The organism is Duganella vulcania (assembly GCF_009857655.1).
Classification (GTDB): Bacteria; Pseudomonadota; Gammaproteobacteria; order Burkholderiales; family Burkholderiaceae_D; genus Rugamonas; species Rugamonas vulcania.
Genome location: NZ_WWCX01000002.1, coordinates 52,546 through 65,983, shown reverse-complemented (window position 1 = coordinate 65,983; position 13,438 = coordinate 52,546). Strand labels below are relative to the sequence as shown.

General features: G+C 66.4%; 12 protein-coding genes. 6 read left to right on the top strand and 6 right to left on the bottom strand.

Features of this window, described 5'->3' with window-relative positions; all coding sequences use genetic code 11:
• Positions 1 to 68 precede the first annotated feature (68 nt).
• Positions 69 to 1,934 (top strand): flagellar assembly protein A, encoded by a 1,866-nt coding sequence (locus GTP90_RS03325; protein WP_371875012.1) that lies wholly within the window; start codon positions 69 to 71, stop codon positions 1,932 to 1,934.
• A 1-nt stretch (position 1,935) separates the two neighbouring features.
• Here the strand turns inward: GTP90_RS03325 and arfB are convergent, their stop codons facing one another.
• Together arfB and GTP90_RS03315 are read right to left on the bottom strand one after the other, a co-directional pair.
• Entirely contained in the window at positions 1,936 to 2,325 is a 390-nt protein-coding gene (gene arfB / locus GTP90_RS03320; RefSeq protein ID WP_161082162.1) for an alternative ribosome rescue aminoacyl-tRNA hydrolase ArfB, read from the bottom strand.
• Positions 2,322 to 3,395, bottom strand: coding sequence for a CaiB/BaiF CoA transferase family protein (locus tag GTP90_RS03315; protein WP_161082161.1), 1,074 nt, complete (start codon positions 3,393 to 3,395; stop codon positions 2,322 to 2,324). Before GTP90_RS03315 ends, arfB begins: the two co-directional genes overlap by 4 nt.
• A gap of 126 nt (positions 3,396 to 3,521) precedes the next feature.
• Here GTP90_RS03315 and GTP90_RS03310 point away from each other — a divergent pair, with 126 nt between their 5' ends.
• On the top strand, positions 3,522 to 4,010 hold the full coding sequence (locus GTP90_RS03310; protein ID WP_161082160.1) for a chemotaxis protein CheW: 489 nt from the start codon (positions 3,522 to 3,524) through the stop codon (positions 4,008 to 4,010).
• A gap of 5 nt (positions 4,011 to 4,015) precedes the next feature.
• Here the strand turns inward: GTP90_RS03310 and GTP90_RS03305 are convergent, their stop codons facing one another.
• From GTP90_RS03305 to GTP90_RS03290, 4 genes are read right to left on the bottom strand one after another with little or no spacing between them, the layout of a single operon-like run.
• Positions 4,016 to 5,986: an ATP-binding cassette domain-containing protein gene (locus GTP90_RS03305; RefSeq protein WP_254451707.1), complete on the bottom strand. Its 1,971-nt coding sequence runs from the start codon at positions 5,984 to 5,986 to the stop codon at positions 4,016 to 4,018.
• A gap of 53 nt (positions 5,987 to 6,039) precedes the next feature.
• The gene (prmB, locus tag GTP90_RS03300) at positions 6,040 to 6,927 is read right to left on the bottom strand and encodes a 50S ribosomal protein L3 N(5)-glutamine methyltransferase (RefSeq protein WP_161082158.1); all 888 of its coding nucleotides are present in this window, start codon (positions 6,925 to 6,927) and stop codon (positions 6,040 to 6,042) included.
• Positions 6,928 to 6,982: 55 nt separating this feature from the next.
• Positions 6,983 to 8,116, bottom strand: a complete 1,134-nt coding sequence (gene dapE, locus GTP90_RS03295) for a succinyl-diaminopimelate desuccinylase (RefSeq protein ID WP_117013564.1) — start codon at positions 8,114 to 8,116, stop codon at positions 6,983 to 6,985.
• A 2-nt stretch (positions 8,117 to 8,118) separates the two neighbouring features.
• Positions 8,119 to 8,472 (bottom strand): ArsC family reductase, encoded by a 354-nt coding sequence (locus tag GTP90_RS03290; RefSeq protein ID WP_161082157.1) that lies wholly within the window; start codon positions 8,470 to 8,472, stop codon positions 8,119 to 8,121.
• A 267-nt stretch (positions 8,473 to 8,739) separates the two neighbouring features.
• Here GTP90_RS03290 and GTP90_RS03285 point away from each other — a divergent pair, with 267 nt between their 5' ends.
• The 4 genes from GTP90_RS03285 (at position 8,740) to GTP90_RS03270 (ending at position 13,425) form a co-directional block, all read left to right on the top strand.
• Entirely contained in the window at positions 8,740 to 9,486 is a 747-nt protein-coding gene (locus GTP90_RS03285) for a choice-of-anchor J family PEP-CTERM protein (protein WP_217431933.1), read from the top strand.
• 183 nt (positions 9,487 to 9,669) lie between these two features.
• Positions 9,670 to 10,965, top strand: a complete 1,296-nt coding sequence (locus GTP90_RS03280; protein WP_254451706.1) for a sensor domain-containing diguanylate cyclase — start codon at positions 9,670 to 9,672, stop codon at positions 10,963 to 10,965.
• Positions 10,952 to 12,913 carry a TonB-dependent receptor plug domain-containing protein gene (locus GTP90_RS03275; RefSeq protein WP_161082156.1) on the top strand — a complete coding sequence of 654 codons (1,962 nt, stop codon included), beginning with the start codon at positions 10,952 to 10,954 and terminating at the stop codon, positions 12,911 to 12,913. Before GTP90_RS03280 ends, GTP90_RS03275 begins: the two co-directional genes overlap by 14 nt.
• Positions 12,910 to 13,425 (top strand): YfiR family protein, encoded by a 516-nt coding sequence (locus GTP90_RS03270; protein WP_161082155.1) that lies wholly within the window; start codon positions 12,910 to 12,912, stop codon positions 13,423 to 13,425. The genes GTP90_RS03275 and GTP90_RS03270 overlap by 4 nt, the downstream gene beginning before the upstream one ends.
• Positions 13,426 to 13,438 lie beyond the last annotated feature (13 nt).

Sequence of the window (13,438 nt, the reverse complement as noted above, 5' to 3'; positions counted from 1 at the left end):
ACATTAAAAAGTGAAGAAGCGCCGTCCGGACAGGCGGCGTTTCGACGAACATCTTCCTGGGGATTACTGTGTCCGATGACGCAACGGCGCTGGATTTAAACGCGGAGAGCGAGCTGCCAGCAGCGATCGTCAGGCGCGCCGACGGCGTCTATCTGGCCGGCGACGCCACGGCCGTATCCTTCCTGGCGGCGGTCAGCCAGGTGTTCCTCGGCAGCGCCTACTTCGCCAACCTCGATTACGCGCTGTTCGTCAAGCTGCTCTACAACTGCGGGCCGGAGCTGCCGTCCAGCGTGACCAACAAGCCGCTGATACGCATCGCCGACAGCATCGAGCCGTTCCACCCGCCGCGCCGGGCGCTGTACAAGTCCGTCAAGATCATCAACGGCGAGGCCGAATACTATTTCGAGCCGGTGTTCTTCGAGATCCCGGACATGCCGGCGCAACCGGCGCGGCTCAACTTCGACGAATTCGTCTCCGACATGTGGGTCAAGGGCATCCGCTTCGGCATCGACGCGCCGGCCGTGCGCGAGGTCATCGCCAGCGGGCGGGTGGCGCGCATCATCGTCGCGCGCCGGCTCAACCCCACGCCGGGGCGCGACGCCAGCATCGAGGAAGTCTCGCGCGACATCCACCGCAGCAACGCGCCGCGCGAGAAGTCGGACGGCAAGCTCGATCTGCAGGCCTTCCAGAACCGCTTCCCGCAGGTCCAGCCCAACGTCAAGCTGCTGCGCAAGGTGCCGCGCACGCCGGGCGTGCGCGGCTTCGAGCTGTCGGGCATCGTGCTGGAGCCGCCGGTGCCGCGCGATATCGAATTGAGCAGCGTGGCCGGCGAGGGCACGGTGATCGAGCACCTGCGCGGCGGCGAGTTCCTGGTGTCGGCGGTGCAGGGCTTCCTCAGCGTGGACCCGTCCAGCAAGCGCCTGTCGATCGGCCCCAAGATCATCAGCCGCGAGGGCGTCAGCGCGCGCACCACCGGCAACCTGCAGCTGACCGGCGAGTACGAGGAATTCGGCGACGTGCAGGAACAGCGCTCGGTCGAAGGCGGCAACATCACCATCCACGGCGACGTGTTCGGCATCATCGCCTCGCGCGGCGGCGACGTTGTCCTCAGCCGCAACCTGATGGGCGGCACCGTCACCAACGCCGACGGCGGCATACGGGTGCAGGGCGTCGCCTCCGGCTCGGTGCTGCAGACGAAGCGCGGCGAGGTGACGCTGGCGCGCGCGGAGAGCTGCATCATCTCCGGCACGCGGGTGGTGATCGGCGAGGCGAGCAACTGCGAGATCATGGCGGACGAGGTGGTGATCAAGGTGGCCGAGGGCTGCGCCATCGCGGCGCGCAGGATCGAGATCGCCAACGCCGGGCCGCGCAAGCAGAACGAGATGCTGCTCTACACGCTGGTGCCGGACATCTCCAAGTTCGACAAGAAGATCGCCGAGCTGCAGCCGCGGGTGCAGCACGCGGCGCACGAGGCCGGCCTGCGCAAGGCGGAGATCGACGCCATCACCGGCCAGGCCGAGGTGCGCAACTACCTGACGCTGGCCACCCGCCTGCGCAAGCGCGAACTGGTGCTGACGGCCGAGCAGGAGCCGCTGTTCCACAAGATGGCGGAATCGGTGGGGCCGTCGCTGCGCGCTGTGGCCAAGATTTCGCTGGCGATGAAGGCGGCCCAGGTGCAGCAGGAGCAGGCGCAGGAAGAGGTGCACCAGGTGCAGCGGCAGAAGCGCGCCGTGATGAGCGGCTCGCGCTGCATGGTCGAGAAGCTGACCGGCGACGTGCTGCTGCGGACCATGACCTTCGCGCCGGACGGCCCGCCGGCCTACGACCGGCCGGCCAAGGAGGTCAAGGCCAAGGTGCGCACCACGGCGGCCGGCATGAGCACCATCTACGCCGGCAGCGCCGGGCCGATCGCCTGGGCGCCGGAGACCGAGTAAGCTACAAGTTGATTTTGCCGCGCAGCTGTTTGCGCTCGCCGTCCCTGGTTTTGCCGTCGAGCCGCTTGCGCTGCGAGCTGCGGGTGGGCCGGGTGGGGCGGCGCACGGCGGGCAGCACGGCCACGCTGTCGACCAGTTCCTGCAGGCGGCGCAAGGCTTCCTCCTTGTTGGCTTCCTGGCTGCGCGACTGCTGCGCCTTCAGCACGATCACGCCATCCTTGGTGATGCGCTGGTCGCGCATGGCCAGCAGGCGCTCCTTGATATGCTCCGGCAGCGACGAGTTGGCGATGTCAAAGCGCAGGTGCACCGCGCTCGACACCTTGTTGACGTTCTGCCCGCCCGGCCCTTGGGCGCGGATGGCGGTGAACTCCACTTCATTCACATCGATCACGGCGCGAACCTCACCGGCTGGGCCACCGACCACGACTCGCCCTCGGTGGCGTGCGCGCGGCGGCTGACAAGATCGCGGAACAGCGGATGGCGCAAGGCCTCCTCGGTGCGCAGCACCGGCGAGACGCAGCAGTCGGCGACGGCGAAGGCCTCGGTCCATTGGGCCAGCGTGCGGGTGGCGAACAGCGCATCCAGTTCGGCCTTGAGCGCCATCGCATCCTCGCCGCCGACCTGCTGGCCCAGCTGCCAGTGGCGCGGCTTCAGGTCCGGCCGTTGCAGCACGTCGCAGCAGGCCTGCCAGAACTTGAGCTCCAGCGCGCCGACCGCCATGTGGCGGCCGTCGGCGGTGCGGTAGACGTTGTAGCAGGGGACGCCGCCGGTCAGCAGGTCGCGCCCGGGCGCGGCGGGCGCGCCATTGTTGACCGCCACCAGCGGCATGATGTTGTGGGCCATGACGGCGGCCGTCATCGAGACATCGACAAAGCGCCCGGCGCCGCCCATCTTGACCGCCACCAGCGCCGCCAGGATGCCTTGCAGCGCCGATTGCGCGCCGCCCAGCAGGTCGCCCACTTGCAGGTTGGGCAGGGCGGGCACACCGTCGGCGCCGGCGTTCTGCTCCAGCATGCCGGCGTAGCCGATGTAGTTGATGTCGTGCCCGGCCAGCTGCGCAAAGGGGCCGTGCTGGCCGTAGCCGGAGATCGCGCACATCACCAGCTTGGGATTGCGCTGCCGGAGCACCTGCCAGCCCAGTCCCAGCTTGTCCATCACGCCGGGCCGGAAGCTTTCGACCAGCACGTCGGCCGTCTCCACCATCGCCAGCAACTGCTCGCGGTGGGCGGCGTCCTTCAGGTCCAGCCGCATCATCCGCTTGCCGCGGTTGACCGCGACGAAGAACTGCGACACCTCGTTGCGCACCGGCCCCATGGCGCGCGCGTAGTCGCCGGGACCGGGGTCTTCGATCTTGATCACTTCCGCGCCCATGTCCGCCAGGTGCATGGTGGCCACGGGGCCGGGCAGCAGGCGCGTGAGGTCCAGCACGCGAATGCCGCTGAGGGGGAGTTCTGTCGTCATGGGTTCATTGTAGCAAACGAACAACCGCTGACCCGGCGAATATTGACGCCGCTCAACGACCGCGGCCGGGGACGAAGGTAGGATGGCACATGCCTGTAACCGCACGTCCCGGACGAAAGGATCATCATGCCTTCATTGACTATGCAGTCCACCAGCGCCGATACCGCCATCGCGCCGGGCCAGTATCTGGTATTCCGGCTGGGTGGACTGGACTACGCGCTGGACTTCAGCAAGGTGCAGGAGCTGCGGCCCTTGAAGGCGCTGGAGCGCTTTTCATCGGAGGGGGAGATCGTGGCCGGGGTGGTGGTGTCGCGCGGCGTGATCATGCCGATCGTCGACATGCGCATCGCCTTCGGGCCGCGCCCGCAGGAGCATGACCCGCTGACGGACGTGATCATCCTCAAGCTGTCGAGCTGCGTGATGGGGATGGTGGTGGACGGGGTGACGGATATCGTGCAGCTGACGCTGGGGCAGATCCAGCCCATCCCCGGCGCCAGCGCGGTGGAGTACCTGGTCGGCATCGGAGAGGCCGACGGGCGCCGCCTGATCGTGGTCGACATCGATAAGCTGATGTCGATCCAGAAAGTGCCGATGGGCGCCCGCCAGGCCGCGTAGGCTTTTTAGGCCAGCGCTTCCAGCTGTTCCTGCAATTCCAGCCATTCAGCCTCCAGCTGGCCGAGATCCTTGGTGAAGAAGGATTGATCGGCCAGCAGCTGTTTCAGCTTGGCCTTGTTGGCGGCGTCGTAGATCGACGATTCGCCCAGGGCCGCATCCACATCGGCTTTCTGCGCGCTGCGCTTGGCGATCTGCTCGTCCAGGCGCTTGATCTTCTGCTCCAGCGGCTTGCGCAACGTGGCCAGGCGCTGGCGGTCTTCCGCCTCCTTGCGCTTTTGTTCCTTGCTGTTGACCACCGGCGCGGCCGATGGCGGCGCGACCGGCGAGGCCACCGGGAAGTCGGTCTTGTTGGCGTTGCCGGCGGCCGGCAGCACGTCGGTTCCCTTGCCCATCTTGGTCTGCAACAGCCAGTCCTTGTAGTCATCCAGGTCGCCGTCGAACGGCTGCAGCTTGCCGTCGGCGACGATGATGAACTGGTCGGTGGTGGCGCGCAGCAGGTGGCGATCGTGCGAGACCACGACCAGCGTGCCTTCGAACTGCGCCAGTGCTTCGGTCAGCGCCTCGCGGGTTTCCAGGTCCAGGTGGTTGGTCGGTTCATCGAGCAGCAGCAGGTTGGGGCGCTGCCAGACGATCAGGGCCAGCGCCAGGCGGGCCTTCTCGCCGCCCGAGAACGGCGCGATCGAGCTGGTGACCATGGTGCCGGGGAAGTTGAAGCCGCCCAGGAAGTTGCGCAGCTCCTGTTCGCGCACGGTCGGCGCGATCTTCGCCAGGTGCCACAGCGGCGATTCGTCGTGGCGCAGCATCTCCACCTGGTGCTGGGCGAAGTAGCCGATGTTCAGGCCCTTGCCCATGGTCGCGTCGCCGGTCAGCGGCGACAGCTCGCCGGCGATGGTCTTGATCAGCGTCGACTTGCCGGCGCCGTTCACGCCCAGCAGGCCGATACGCTGGCCGATCTGCAGCGAGAACTTGATGTTGTTGACGATGGTCTTGTGGGTGATCTCGCCGGTCGCTTCGCTCTCGATCTTGTAGCCGGCGTCGACGTCCTCCATCACCAGCAGCGGATTCGGGGCGCTGAGCGGCTCGCGGAACTCGAACGAGAATTCGGCGGCGGCGCGCAGCGGCGCCAGTTCTTCCATCTTGGCCAGCGCCTTCATGCGGCTCTGCGCCTGGCGGGCCTTGGAGGCCTGCGCCTTGAAGCGGTTGACGAAGGACTCCAGGTGGGCGCGCTTGCGCTGCTGCTTTTCCAGCGCGCCGGCGGCCAGGATCATCTGCGCCGCGCGCTGGCGTTCGAAGGACGAGTAGTTGCCCGAGTAGCGTTTCAGCTTGCGCTCGTCGATGTGCACCACCACGTTGACCACCTCGTCGAGGAAGTCGCGGTCGTGGGAGATGATCAGCAGGGTGCCGGTGTAGCGTTTGAGCCAGTCTTCCAGCCAGATGATCGCGTCCAGGTCCAGGTGGTTGGTCGGTTCATCGAGCAGCAGCAGGTCGGAAGGGCACATCAGCGCCTGCGCCAGGTTCAGGCGCATGCGCCAGCCGCCGGAGAAGCTGGCCACCGGCTGCTGCATCTGGTCGATCGAGAAGCCAAGGCCCAGCAGCAGCTGTTCGCCGCGCGACTGCACAGTGTAGGCGTCGGCGTCGGCCAGGGCGCTGTAGATCTCGCCGATGGCGATGCCGTTCTCGGACGATTCGGGCTCCGCTTCCAGGCGCGCCAGTTCCGCCTCCAGCTTGCGCAGGGTGACGTCGCCGTCGATGGCGTAATCGAGCGCCGCGCGTTCCAGCGGCGGGGTTTCCTGCGCCACGTAAGCGACGCGCCATTTGGCCGGGAAGTCGATCTCGCCCTGGTCCGGGTGCAGCTCGCCGCGCATCATCGCGAACAGGCTGGATTTGCCGGCCCCGTTGGCGCCGATCAGGCCAATCTTGTCGCCGGGGTTGAGGGTGACATCGACCTGCTCCAGCAGCGGCTTAATACCGCGCATCAGGCTTACTTGAATAAAGCGAATCATCGGTTCTTGTTCTTCTAAAGTAGGTATTACAACTTCAACTGGTCTGCGGTCAGCAGGAAGACCATGTCGTCGCCATTGCTGGTGGTGAGCCAGGTCAGGCCCAGTTCACCGAAGGCCGCCTCGGCGAACCCGCGCTCATTGCCGATTTCGACGATCAGGATGCCGTCGTCGGTCAGGCGTTCTGCTGCGCCGGCGACGATCTTGCGCACCAGGTCCATGCCGTCCTTGCCGCCGTCCAGCGCCAGTTCAGGCTCGGCGCGGTACTCCATCGGCAGCTTGCTCATCGACGACGAGTTCACATACGGCGGGTTGGTGATGATCAGGTCATACTTCTTGTCCGGCACATTGGTGTACAGGTCGGACTGGATCAGCGTCAGGCGGTCTTCCAGCTTGTAGGTGGCGACGTTTTTCTTCGCCACTTCCAGCGCGTCGGCCGAGATGTCCACCGCGTCCACGTGCGCGTCAGGGAAGGCGTCGGCCAGCATGATGGCCAGGCAGCCGGAGCCCGTGCACAGCTCCAGCACATTGGCCACGTTCTCAGGCTCGTTGACCCACGGCGCGAAGTACTGCGGGATCAGTTCCGCGATGAAGGAGCGCGGCACGATGGTGCGCTCGTCCACGTAGAAGTTGTAGGTGCCCAGCCACGCCTCGTTGGTGATGTAGGCGGCCGGCACGCGCTCGTTGGTGCGGCGGTCGATGACGGCCATGACCGCGTCGATCTCCTCCGGCAGCAGCCTGGCGTCCAGGAACGGGTCCAGGCGGTCCAGCGGCAGCTTGAGCGTGTGCAGGATCAGGTAGGCCGCTTCGTCGAAGGCCTCGACGCTGCCATGGCCGAAGAACAGCTTGGCGGTGTTGAAGCGGGTGACGGCGTAGCGCAACAGGTCGCGCGGCGTGGTGAAAGGAGTCGTGTTCATGGCTATCTCGGTAAAACAGTAATCGGTTTGCGCACGCCGCGCCGCCAGCCAGGCATCAGGCCAGCAGGTTTTCCAGCGTACGGCGATAGATATTCTTCAGCGGATCGACAAAACGCAGCTCGATATGCTCGTCGATCTTGTGGATACTTGCGTTGGGAGGCCCGAATTCTATCACCTGAGGGCAGATCTGAGCGATAAAGCGTCCGTCCGAGGTGCCGCCGGTGGTCGACAGTTCGGTGTCGACGCCGGTTTCCGACTTGATCGCGGCCGACAGCGCATCGCTCAACACGCCGCGCGGCGTCAGGAACGGCAGGCCGCTCAGCGCCCATTTCAGGTCGTAGTGCAGGTTGTGCTTGTCCAGGATGGCGTGCACGCGGCGCTTGAGTTCCTCGTGGGTGCTGGCGGTGGAGAAGCGGAAGTTGAAGTCGATGACCATCTCGCCGGGGATGACGTTGTTGGCGCCCGTGCCGGCGTTAATGTTGGACATCTGCCAGGAGGTCGGCAGGTAGTACTCGTTGCCCTCGTCCCAGCGCTCGGCCACCAGCTCGGCCAGCGCCGGCGCGGCCAGGTGGATCGGGTTGCGCGCCAGCTGCGGGTAGGCGATGTGGCCCTGCACGCCCTTGATCGTCAGCTTGCCCGACAGCGAGCCGCGGCGGCCGTTCTTGATCATGTCGCCCAGCGTCTCGTCGGAGGTCGGCTCGCCGACGATGCAGTAGTCCAGCGTCTCGCCGCGCTCCTTGAGGAGATTGCAGACCACCACGGTGCCGTCGATGGCCGGGCCTTCCTCGTCGCTGGTGATCAGGAAGGCGATCGAGCCTTTATGGTCGGCGTGGGCGGCGACGAACTCCTCGCAGGCCACCACGAAGGCGGCGATCGAGGTCTTCATGTCGGCCGCGCCGCGGCCATACAGCTTGCCGTCGCGGTGGGTCGGGTTGAAGGGCTCCGAGCGCCATTGCTCGACCGGGCCGGTGGGCACCACGTCGGTATGACCGGCGAACACCAGCACCGGCGAGGTGGTGCCGCGGCGCGCCCACAGGTTGGTCACGCCGTTCGATTCGATCACTTCGCAGGCGAAGCCCAGCGGCGACAGCAGGTCGATCAGGTGCTGCTGGCAGCCCTTGTCGTCGGGGGTGACAGAGGAGAGGGCGATCAGCTTTTCGGTCAGCGCCAGGGTCTTGGATGGAGTCATGTTCAGAGGTCGAAAATTTGTTTGTACTGGGCGTCGGAGAAGGAGACGGCGAAGGTGCCGTCCTTGTCCAGCACCGGGCGCTTGATTACGGAGGGGAATTCGAGCATCAGCGCGATGGCGCTGTCGTCGTCGACGATGGCGGCCTTGCGCTCGTCCGGCAGGCCGCGCCAGGTCGTGCCTTTTTTATTGACCAGCACATCGCGCGGCAGGTGCTGGAGCCAGCCGGCCACGGTCTCGCGGCTCAGGCCCTGTTTTTTAAAGTCGTGGAAGACGAAGTCCTGCTGCTGGGCGGCCAGCCAGACGCGGGCCTTTTTGACGGTATCGCAGTTCGGGATGCCGTAGAGGGTAATTTTCATAGCTTGAAGAAGAAGTGCAGTGCGCGGAGGAGCAATAGAATACCACGGGCGGGACCGTCGGGCGGGCGGCTGGTCGATGGCGTGACTGTTGTTGAAAAGTCACGTTATCAGCGAAGTTAAAATTTTTGTCATATTCCTGTCATTTAATACAATCTTAAGTGTTACATTGGAAACGTTGTGGATTGTATTACTGGCCCGTGTGGCCAGCTGGCCCAGGGGCTAGATTCCTCCTGGAATTAAATGACGACTCTTTCAACTTTAAAACCTATGAAACTATCCGCTATCGCTTCCAAGGCTGCGATCAGTGCAGCTTTCCTGTGCATCAGCACTTCGTCCTACGCATCGTTTACCGAGGGTTTCGACACGCCCGGCGTGTTGCCCGCCGGCTGGGTCACCCAGAACCTGAGCACGCGTAATTCCACCGGCAATCCGTGGTCGGTTGCGGAGGGCATCCAAGATGAGTTCGGTGATATCGTGGTGTCGCCGCATGCCGGCAACGGCATGGCCCTGGTCAACTACACGTCCATCGGCAGTGGGATCGGCACCATCAACAACTGGCTGATCTCGCCGGTGATCACCGGCCTGCGCAACGGCGACACCTTCAGCTTCTACACCACCACCGTGCCGAACTCGGAGTATCCGGACCGCTTGGAATTCCGCATGAGCACGGGCAGCGGTACCGGGGTCGGCAGTTCCACCACCAGCGTGGGCAGCTTCACCACCATGCTGCTTTCCGTCAATCCAACGGTGGGCGTCGGTGGCTATCCGGAAGACTGGACCAAATACACGGTGACCCTGAGCGGCCTGAGCGCGCCGATCGACGGGCGCGTCGCGTTCCGCTATTTTGTGCCGAGTGGCGGCCCCAGCGGCGATAACTCCAACATCATCGGTGTGGACGACTTCAGCTATGTCTCGGCGGTGCCGGAGCCGGGCAGCGTCTCGATGCTGCTGGCGGGCGTGGGCGTGCTGGCCGGCCTGCAGCGCCGCCGCCAGAAAGCGCAGCGCGCCGCCTGACGATAAACGCCAGAACGCTCGTTGCACTAAGGCCGGCCGCATGATGCTCATGCGGCCGGTTTTTTTTGGTGGCGGCGCCGCCACGCCCCCTCGGCTTTCGCCCCACTCCCGCGACCTTTACGATTACAATTCCATAAATATCATTCTTCACGGAAATATCATTTTGGGCATCCCAGCGCACCCATGACCGAATCCGAAGTCCTGCCGGCGCCACCGTCCGATTCGCTGGTGCGGCGCCTGACCCGGCTCAACTTGCAGCTGCTCAGCGTGACCATGCTGCTGACCTTTGTGCTGCTGGCGACGGCCACCTGGTACGTCGCGCGCGGCCGGCAGGTGCATGCGGCGCAACTGAGCGCGCAACTGCTGGCCAACAGCGTCTCGCCGATGATGGTGTTTGCCGACCGTCCCGCCGCGCAGACCGAGCTCGAAGCCTTTTCCCGCCGCAGCGACCTGTTGCTGGTGCAGGTGCAAACGCCGGCCGGCGCGGTGTTCGCGCAGTGGCAGGCCGGCGGCGCGGCCGCGCCGCGCGTCGCGCCGCCGGTGGCGATGGACCGGCTGGCCGATGCCACCCGCGTCACGATGCAGGAGCTGGAAGTGTGGGAGCCGATCCGGCTGAAGGACGAGGTGGTGGGCGTGCTGGTGCTGCGCGAAAGCCTGGCCGGCCTGCGGATGGCGGTGCTGACCATCAGCGCGGTGGCGGCGGTGCTGATCGCGCTGGCGATCCTGGTGGCGTGGCGCGGCCTGCTGCTGGTGCAGCGGCGCGCCTTGGCGCCGCTGGTGGAGTTGTCGCGCCTGGCCGAGCATATCGCCCGCGAACGCGATTACGGCAAGCGCGCGACCGTCTATCGCCGCGACGAGGTGGGCCGCCTGACCGAACGCTTCAACGACATGCTGAAGCGGATCGAAGTGTGGCAGGCCGACCTGCACCTTCAGCTGGAGCAGGAACAGGAGGCCGGCCAGCAGTTCCAGCGCCTGGCGCTCAAGGACAGCCTGACCGGCCTGCCCAACCGCCTGTTCTTCCAGGGCGAGCTGCAGCGCTACCTGGCGGCGAGCGTGGAGCACGGCGAGTTGATGGCGCTGATGTTCATCGACCTGGATAATTTCAAGACGGTCAACGACAAGCATGGCCACGACGCCGGCGACGAAGTGCTGTGCGAAGTGTCGCGCCGGATGGCCGGCGTGGTGCGCTCGCGCGATGTGCTGTGCCGCCTGGGCGGCGACGAATTCGCGCTGATCCTGCCGGCGCTGCCCGACCAGGCGGCGGCCGAGCAGCTGGCGCAGCGCCTGATCGACGCGGTGCGCGTGACGCTGACGATACGCGGCGAGGTGATGCCGATCGGCGCCACCGTGGGCCTGGCGTTCGCGCCGGTGGACGCCAGCGACGCCACCGACTTGCTCAACGCCTCCGACCAGGCGATGTACGAAGCCAAGCGCGCAGGCAAGAACACCTTCAGGAGGGCGCGGCATGCGGATGCGTAAATCCGCCGTGCTGCTGTCGGCGCTCTGGTGCGCATCGGCCGCGCTGGCGCAGCAGCAGGCGCCGGCCAGCCTGGAGGAGCTGCTGCGCCAGACGCCCACCGACGTCACGCGCGACATCGAGGAATCCACCTCGTCGCGTTTCGCGCAGAGCGCATCGCAGGCGCCGTCCGTCACCTACGTGGTCACGGACACCGACATCGCCCGCCACGGCATGCGCAACATGGCGGACATCCTGCGCAGCATGCCGGGCCTGTACGTGACCGGGGACGGCAACTTCAGCTACGTCGGCGCGCGCGGCCTGGGACGGCCGGGCGACTTCAACGCGCGCCTGCTGTTCCTGGTCGACGGCATGCGCATCAACGAAAACATCTACGACGCCGGCCTGCTGGGTTCCGAGTTCTTCGTCGACGTCGACCTGATCGACCGCGTCGAATACGCGCCGGGGCCGGGCTCCGCGCTGTATGGCAACAACGCCTTCTTCGGCGTGGTCAACATCATCACCAAGGGCACCGACAAGCTGAATGGCCTGCAGGTGCGTGTCAATGTGGACACGGACCGCAAGCGCGAAGTGCGCGCCAGCGCCGGCCACCGCTCGGAGCAGGGCTGGGAAGCGTCGCTGGCGCTGAGCGCCTTCAGGAAGGACGCCATCGCCGCGCCGTTCCCGCTGCCGGCGGAGGACGCGGCGCCCTACAAGGATCTGAACTGGGACCGCGGCCAGCGCCTGCTGGCCATGGGCCGCTACGGCGGCTGGACGCTGCGCGCGGGCCTGAGCCACCGCGAGCTTGGCAGCCCGGCCATCCTGCCGCCGGAGGCGCCGGTGCACATGGTCCAGGACCGCAACATCTACAACAACAACTTCGTGTCGGCCGAATACCAGCGGGACCTGGGGGGCGACTGGAGCCTGTACGGCGCCGTCTCGTCCAAGCGCAGCGATTACCTGAGCGTGTACCCCTTCGTGCGCCTGGACGCGACGACGTTCGAATTCGACAATCTCGGCCTGGGCCGCTGGTACAACCTGGACCTGCGCGTCAGCACCCAGCGCTGGCGCGGCCACGAATTGATGGCGGGCTTCGAATACCAGTACGACCGCACGCAGGCTATCCTCGCCGGCCCGGTGGGCGAGGAGCCCGACGCCGCCTTCTTCGGCCGCAATCGGCGGCGCGGCCTGTTCGTGCAGGATTCCTGGCGGTTGAACGACGCCCACCGCGTGACGCTGGGCCTGCGCCGCGACAGCACCATGGTGGGCGGCACCAACACCAATCCGCGCCTGGCCTGGATCTGGAGCGGCGTGCCCGACGCGTCGCTCAAGCTGATGTACGGCAGCGCCTACCGCGAGGCCAACCTGTTCGAGTTCCAGGTCAACGCGCCGCTGGAGGCGCCGCTGCCGTCGCCGGAACGCATACGCACGCTGGAGCTGGCGTGGGAGCATGCGCTGAACCACAATTTCCAGTACCGGGCCTCGGCGTATGCATCGCGCCTGCGTGACCTGATCAGCATCAGCCAGGAAAGCGGGGTATTCGAAAACAGCGGCAGCATCCGCAATATCGGCGCGGAGCTGGGGCTGGAGCGGCGCTGGGCCGGCGGCCAGCAATTGCAGGCGGCGGTGTCCCTGCAGCGCACCACCGATGCGGCGGGCCGCCGCCTGGACAATTCGCCGCGCGCGCTGGCCAAGCTGCTGTATAGCCAACCGCTGCAAGGCGACCGGCTGCGGTTGTCGTGGCAGGTGCTGGGCCAGAGCCGCCGCTCCATCGGACCCGTGGCCCTGCCGGGATATGCGCTGCTCAACAGCACCCTGCTGTGGCGTCCCGGCGAGGGGACCGATATCGCGGTCTCGTTGTACAACATCGCCAATGTACGCTATGACGACGCGCCGTCCGGCATCGACCAGCAGTTCAGGCAAGAGGGGCGGGTGCTGCGTTTCTCGTTGACCAGGCAGTTCGGCCTATGAGGCCCTTGCGCCTCGCCTGGCTGCTGCTGCCGGTGCTGGCCGCGCTGGCGGCGCCCGCGCGCGCGGGGCAGGACCAGCTGCAACTGAAGGCGGCCTTCATCTACCGCTTCGCCCAGCTGACGCAATGGCCACCGCCGCCGCTGCACGAGTTCACCTACTGCGTGGCGGGCGACGCACCGTTGCAGGACGCCCTGCGCCGGCTGATGCAAGCCACCCCGGGCGGCGTGCCGGTCCACACGCTGCAGCTGAACGAGCCGCAGCGCGTGCCGCAATGCCAGCTGCTGGTGTTGGGGGCGGGTGTGCGGGGCGACCTGCGGCGCTGGCAAGAGGTGCTGGCGGACGATCCGGTGCTGGTGGTGGGCGACAGCGCGGAGTCGTTCCGCGGCGGCGCCATCATCGGGCTGGTGATCGAACCGAACGGCCTGGCCTTCCGCATCAATCAAACGGAAGCCAGGCGGCGGGGGCTGGCGATCAGCTATCAGATGCTGAAGCTGGCGCGCGAGGTGAAGTAGGGCGCTTCGGGCG

Bases quoted from the DNA above. Each gene is read 5' to 3' on its own strand.
- GTP90_RS03280 (WP_254451706.1), top strand. From the start codon at position 9,670: ATGACCGAATCCGAAGTCCTGCCGGCGCCACCGTCCGATTCGCTGGTG.
- GTP90_RS03290 (WP_161082157.1), bottom strand. From the start codon at position 8,472: ATGAAAATTACCCTCTACGGCATCCCGAACTGCGATACCGTCAAAAAG.
- GTP90_RS03270 (WP_161082155.1), top strand. From the start codon at position 12,910: ATGAGGCCCTTGCGCCTCGCCTGGCTGCTGCTGCCGGTGCTGGCCGCG.
- GTP90_RS03305 (WP_254451707.1), bottom strand. From the start codon at position 5,986: ATGCGCGGTATTAAGCCGCTGCTGGAGCAGGTCGATGTCACCCTCAAC.
- GTP90_RS03315 (WP_161082161.1), bottom strand. From the start codon at position 3,395: ATGACGACAGAACTCCCCCTCAGCGGCATTCGCGTGCTGGACCTCACG.
- dapE (WP_117013564.1), bottom strand. From the start codon at position 8,116: ATGACTCCATCCAAGACCCTGGCGCTGACCGAAAAGCTGATCGCCCTC.
- GTP90_RS03275 (WP_161082156.1), top strand. From the start codon at position 10,952: ATGCGGATGCGTAAATCCGCCGTGCTGCTGTCGGCGCTCTGGTGCGCA.
- GTP90_RS03310 (WP_161082160.1), top strand. From the start codon at position 3,522: ATGCCTTCATTGACTATGCAGTCCACCAGCGCCGATACCGCCATCGCG.
- GTP90_RS03285 (WP_217431933.1), top strand. From the start codon at position 8,740: ATGAAACTATCCGCTATCGCTTCCAAGGCTGCGATCAGTGCAGCTTTC.
- prmB (WP_161082158.1), bottom strand. From the start codon at position 6,927: ATGAACACGACTCCTTTCACCACGCCGCGCGACCTGTTGCGCTACGCC.